At 61.2% G+C, this 5,333-nt stretch carries 5 protein-coding genes and 1 pseudogene; 2 read left to right on the top strand and 4 right to left on the bottom strand.

The window, feature by feature from the left end; all coding sequences use genetic code 11:
• Positions 1-194: 194 nt before the first annotated feature.
• Together HLUSI_RS0107190 and HLUSI_RS0107185 are read right to left on the bottom strand one after the other, a co-directional pair.
• Positions 195-1,523, bottom strand: coding sequence for an MFS family transporter (locus HLUSI_RS0107190; protein ID WP_016833339.1), 1,329 nt, complete (start codon positions 1,521-1,523; stop codon positions 195-197).
• 425 nt (positions 1,524-1,948) lie between these two features.
• Positions 1,949-3,562 carry a methyl-accepting chemotaxis protein gene (locus HLUSI_RS0107185; protein ID WP_016833338.1) on the bottom strand — a complete coding sequence of 538 codons (1,614 nt, stop codon included), beginning with the start codon at positions 3,560-3,562 and terminating at the stop codon, positions 1,949-1,951.
• Between the two features lie 39 nt (positions 3,563-3,601).
• On the opposite strand from HLUSI_RS0107185, the gene HLUSI_RS33950 reads away from it, so the two are divergent.
• Positions 3,602-3,775: a hypothetical protein gene (locus tag HLUSI_RS33950; protein WP_157137773.1), complete on the top strand. Its 174-nt coding sequence runs from the start codon at positions 3,602-3,604 to the stop codon at positions 3,773-3,775.
• A 79-nt stretch (positions 3,776-3,854) separates the two neighbouring features.
• Here the strand turns inward: HLUSI_RS33950 and bla are convergent.
• Positions 3,855-4,694: pseudogene (gene bla, locus HLUSI_RS0107180) on the bottom strand (class A beta-lactamase); the annotation flags it as partial.
• A complete protein-coding gene (locus HLUSI_RS33680; protein WP_202946930.1) occupies positions 4,657-4,812 on the bottom strand; it encodes a hypothetical protein in 156 nt (51 codons plus the stop codon). The gene HLUSI_RS33680 and the pseudogene bla, both read right to left, overlap by 38 nt.
• 65 nt (positions 4,813-4,877) lie before the next feature.
• Between HLUSI_RS33680 and HLUSI_RS0107175 the strand changes: the two genes are divergently transcribed.
• The coding region (locus tag HLUSI_RS0107175) for a LysR family transcriptional regulator (protein WP_016833336.1) at positions 4,878-5,333 on the top strand (456 nt) is incomplete at its 3' end.

Raw genomic sequence — 5,333 nt, 5'->3', positions numbered from 1 at the left:
GCGCTTTTTCCGCCGCAACGAAATAAAAAAAAAAAAAAAAAAAAACCGCCCCCGCGCACAGCGCGACGACGGCGATCAGTATCGGAAATTTGCGGGAAGTCATGGCTGAGGGGGTGCGCTGAACATACATGCCGCCATGATACCCGCTGGCGCGTGCTGCCCTGCTCTCTCTCCCTTTGCTTCCCGCAAATCCATCAGTCCTCGTCCTTGAGGTAACCGACCTTGCTCGGATCGCGCATGCGGAAAGTGATCAGCAAAGCGATCGCACACATGATCGATACGTACCAATAGAAGTTGGATTCCATGCCGGCCGCCTTGAACGACAGCGCGACGAACTCGGCCGAGCCGCCGAAGAGGGCATTGCCGACCGCGTACGACAGACCGACGCACAGCGCACGCACTTCCGGCGGGAACATCTCGGCCTTGATCAGGCCGCTGATCGAGGTGTAGAAGCTGACGATGCACAAGGCCAGGATCGCCAGGCCGAAGGCTGCGTACGGATCGGTGACATCCTTGAGCATGTGCAGGATGGGCACGGTGCACAGGGTGCCGAGCACGCCGAACAGCAGCATCATGTTGCGGCGACCGATCTTGTCGGACAGTGCGCCGAACACCGGCTGCAGGATCATGTAGACGAACAGCGCGCCGGTCATCACTGCGCTGGCGGTCTTGGCGTCCATGCCGGCGGTGTTGACCAGGTACTTCTGCATGTAAGTGGTGAAGGTGTAGAACATCAGCGAGCCGCCGGCGGTGAAGCCGACCACGGTGAAGAAGGCGCGCTTGTGCTTCCACAGACCGGCGAAGGTGCCAGCTTCCTTCTTCGTGCGGGTCTCGGCGGTAGCGGTCTCAGTCAACGACTTGCGCAGATACAGCGCAATCAGCGCGCCAAATGCGCCCAGCACGAACGGCACGCGCCAGCCCCAGGCGCGCAGCTCTTCATTGCTCAGCGTCTGCTGCATGGCGACCAGCACCAATACCGCCAGCAACTGGCCGCCGATCAGCGTGACGTACTGGAACGAGGCGAAGAAGCCGCGGTTATTTTTTGGCGCGATTTCGCTCATGTAAGTCGCGCTGGTGCCGTATTCGCCACCCACCGACAGGCCCTGGAACAGGCGCGCCACCAGCAGCAGGAACGGCGCCGCCGTACCGATCACGGCATAGGTAGGCAAGAAAGCGATCATCAGCGAGCCGCCGCACATCATCAGCACGGAGATCATCATCGATGTCTTGCGGCCGTGCTTGTCGGCGATGCGGCCAAATAGCCAACCGCCGATCGGACGCATCAGGAAACCGGCCGCGAACACGCCGGCGGTATTCAGCAATTGCGTGGTGGTGTCGCCCTTGGGAAAGAAGGCCGGTGCGAAATAGATTGCACAGAATGAATAGACATAGAAGTCGAACCACTCGACCAGGTTGCCCGACGAAGCGCCGAGGATCGCAAGGATGCGCTGTTTGGTGGTGGATGGTCCTGCAGCGACGGATGAGGTCGCTGAAGCTGACGTGGTGGAAACTGTTTGAGTCATTGCTATCTCCAGGTTTGTAAGCGGCCGGACTTGCGCCACGAAAAATCATGGACGGAACGGCTGTTTGGTATCGGGTGTCAGGCGCGTGCCTGCAATCGCTGCCGCGAACACATTGCGCGCGGTGCGACAGGAGCGAGAAAGGACGTGGATTTGCCGGACTACGGCGAAGGAAGCTGCGTCACATCTGTCTCCTGCTTTATTGTTTTGAGAGAGCCATATGCAGGCATCGTGCCAATCAGATGCAGTCGATCAACCTACTGATTTCAAAGGATTTTTTTAAATTCATTACAACCAGGAAAGTTCTTTCCTTGCGGACATCCGGAATCCCGCACAGCCACTTTGCGGATATCCAGCCACAGGGAGCGCCAATAAAAAAGCCCGGACCGTTACCGGGCCGGGCTACTTGCCGGAGCGTCGCAGAGGAATCAGCGCAGGCGCGGTTCCGACGGCGTGATGTCGATGGTGCGGCGCGCTGCAGGCAAGGCCGGTGTGCCGCTCAACGTGAACACGCTGACCAGCTGCGCCAGGCTGTCGGCCTGGCTCTGCATCGAAGCGGCAGCGGCGGCGGCTTCTTCCACCAGTGCGGCGTTCTGCTGGGTGACCTGGTCCATCTGGGTGATGGCGTGGTTGATCTGCTCGATGCCGGTGGTCTGCTCTTCGCTGGCGGAGCTGATCTCGGCGACGATGTCGGTGACGCGCCTGACGCTGTTGACCACTTCCGCCATCGTCGCGCCGGCCTGCTCGACCAGCTTGCTGCCGTTGCCGACCTTTTCCACCGAGTCGTTGATCAGCACCTTGATCTCCTTGGCGGCTGCCGCGGAGCGTTGCGCCAGGCTGCGCACTTCGGAGGCGACCACGGCGAAACCGCGACCCTGCTCGCCCGCACGCGCTGCTTCCACCGCGGCATTCAAGGCCAGGATATTGGTCTGGAAGGCGATGCCGTCGATGACGCTGATGATGTCGACGATCTTGCGCGAGGAGTCGTTGATCGCGCCCATGGTGTCGACCACCTGGCCGACCACGCCGCCGCCCTGGGTGGCGATTTCAGATGCCGACACCGCCAGCTGATTGGCCTGGCGTGCGTTGTCGGCATTTTGCTTGACGGTGGAGATCAGCTCTTCCATCGAGGACGCGGTTTCTTCCAGCGCGCTGGCCTGCTGCTCGGTGCGGGAGGACAGATCGAGGTTGCCGGCGGCGATTTCGCTCGAGGCCGTGGCGATGGTGTCGGTGCCGGTGCGCACGTTGCTGACGATGCCGCGCAGGCTGATGTTCATGTCTTGCAGCGCTTGCAGCAACTGGCCGGTTTCATCCTTGCTGCCGACCTGGACGTCGCTGGTCAGGTCGCCCTCGGCGACACGGCGCGAGATCGTCACGGCCGAATTGATCGGACGCGTGATGCCGACCGTCAGGTACCAGGCGCAGAGCACGCCCAGTACGAGGATCAGGCCTTCCAGCGCGAGCAGCAAAATGCGGCTGTCTTCGGCGATGATGTCGATGTGTTTGGCGGTCTCGTCGATGTCCTTGCGCTGCAGTTCAACCAGTTGACGCATGGTGTCCTGGTAGGCGTTGGATGCAGGTACGAAGTCTTTTTCCAGCACGCGTTCGGCTTCTTCAATGTTGCCGGCGGCCTTGGCCTTGTTGATGGCGTCACGCGAGCTCAGGTACAACTTGCGCTGTTCGCCGATCTTCTGGAACAGCTTCTTTTCTTCGTCACTTTCCAGCAACGCTTCCACCTTCTTCTGGTACTCGCCGGAACCCTTCGACGAAGCCGCCGCCTCCGCCGCGAAATAAGGGCCGAGCGCCGGATCGCTGCTCTTGGCGATGGCGATGGTGCGGCGGATCCCGCTGGCGAGATTGGCGTACCAGTCGCCGATCAGGCGCTCCTTCAGCAGCGGCTGACTCATCATCTCGCGCGTGGCCGACGACACCGTCTGCAAGCGCCAGATGCCGATGGCCGTAATCACGATGGAGAAGGCCAGAATGACGGCGAAGCCCAAAGCCAGGCGCTTGCCGATTCGCATGTTTCCGATAATGTTCATTACTTTTTCCATCCCGTTTTACCGTCGCTGCTGCGCGACGTGTTTTTCAAATTCTCGAGGCGACCCGATCCGCCCGACACCGCCGGGCAGGTCGCCATTACAAATCAAAACAAGAAGTTTGATTCGCCGCAACATGCGATGAAAAGCCCCGCAGATCGTGGCTTTGAGGCCCATGTTGCACAACAGGCATCGAAAAAACGGGAATGGCATTGATGCTTAGACAAGATCGGCATCGGAAGTGTTATCGGAACGACCACGATCTTGCCGGATGGACAAGTCGAATGAGCAGATGTTACCGATTGAGGCCGCCGACGATCAGTTTGCCGACTTCCGCCAGGACCGCATTGCGCTGCTCTTCCGAGGCCTTGGTTTCGGTGAGATAAATCGACGCCAGCAACGGCGCCCGCTGCGGCGGCCAAATGATGGCGACGGTGTTGGTGGTGCCGTAGTCGCCCGAACCGGTCTTGTCGCCGACTTTCCAGCCCTGTTGCATGCCGGCGCGCACACGACGGTCGCCGGTTTTGTTGGCCAGCATCCAGGCCGTGATCTGGCGTCGCGACGCTGCCGACAAGGCATCGCCGAGCAGGATTTTTTGCAGGTTGCCGGTCATCGCCGCCGGCGTCGTGGTGTCACGCGGATCGCCGGGGATGGAGGTGTTGAGCTCGGTCTCGAAACGGTCGAGGCGCGTCGTATCATCGCCCAGTGAGCGCACGAATTTATTGAACGGCTCGAGGCCGCCGAGGCTGCGCAGGATCAGATTGGCGGCGGTGTTGTCGCTCAGCGTGATGGCGGCTTCGCACAATTGCGCCAAGGACAGGCCGTCGCCGCCGACGTGCTTGCCGGTGGTCGGCGAATAATTCACAAGCACGTCTTCGCCGTAGACGATGCGACGATCGAGCTGCTCGGCGCCGGTGTCGACGCGCCTGAGCACGGCCGAGGCGGCCAGGAACTTGAAGGTGCTGCACATCGGGAAGCGTTTATCGGCGCGATAACCCCAGCGACGACCGCTGCCGCTATCGAGGATTTCCACGCCGAGACGGCCGGCGACGCCGGCTTCCAGCTTGGCCAGACGCGACACGACGGAAGCGGAGTCCTTAGATTTTTTTGCCTCGGCGGTTCCGGCTGCCCAGGCGCCGCCGGCAGCCGGCCACTACCGCGCCTGTCATGGCGAGAAAATGTCTTCTGTCGGTCATCATTTTTCCTTGCAAAATTGGAGTCGAAGCGAAATGATAGGCAGCAAGCACGGTCATCGCAACTCATGATAATTTGCCCCAGACCACAGAAAAACTGATACCAGGATGACTTCGGACGACTCATGCATCTCCCCCTCAACGCCCTGCGCGCCTTCGAAGTGGCGGCGCGCCATCTCAGCTTCACCTCTGCCGCCGACGAGCTGAACGTGACCCAGACCGCCGTCAGCATGCAGGTCAAGAACCTGGAGCAGCGCCTGGGCGTGGCGCTGTTCCGGCGTCTGCCGCGCGGATTGGCCTTGACTGATGAGGGGCTGGCGCTACTGCCGGTGGTGGCGCAATCCTTTGGCCGCATTGCCGATGTGCTGGCCCAGTTCGAAGATGGCCGGCGGCGCGAGGTGCTCACGGTGGGGGTGGTCGGCACCTTCGCCGTGGGGTGGCTGATGCCGCGGCTGCGCGAATTCCAGCAGACCTATCCGTTCGTCGACCTGCGCCTGCTGACCAACAACAACCGCGTCGACCTGGCCGGTGAAGGACTGGACTACGCGATCCGTTTCGGCGACGGCGCCTGGCACGGCACC

This window comes from Herbaspirillum lusitanum P6-12 (genome assembly GCF_000256565.1).
Taxonomy (GTDB): domain Bacteria; phylum Pseudomonadota; class Gammaproteobacteria; order Burkholderiales; family Burkholderiaceae_D; genus Herbaspirillum; species Herbaspirillum lusitanum.
This window is presented reverse-complemented; position numbering and strand designations above follow the sequence as displayed.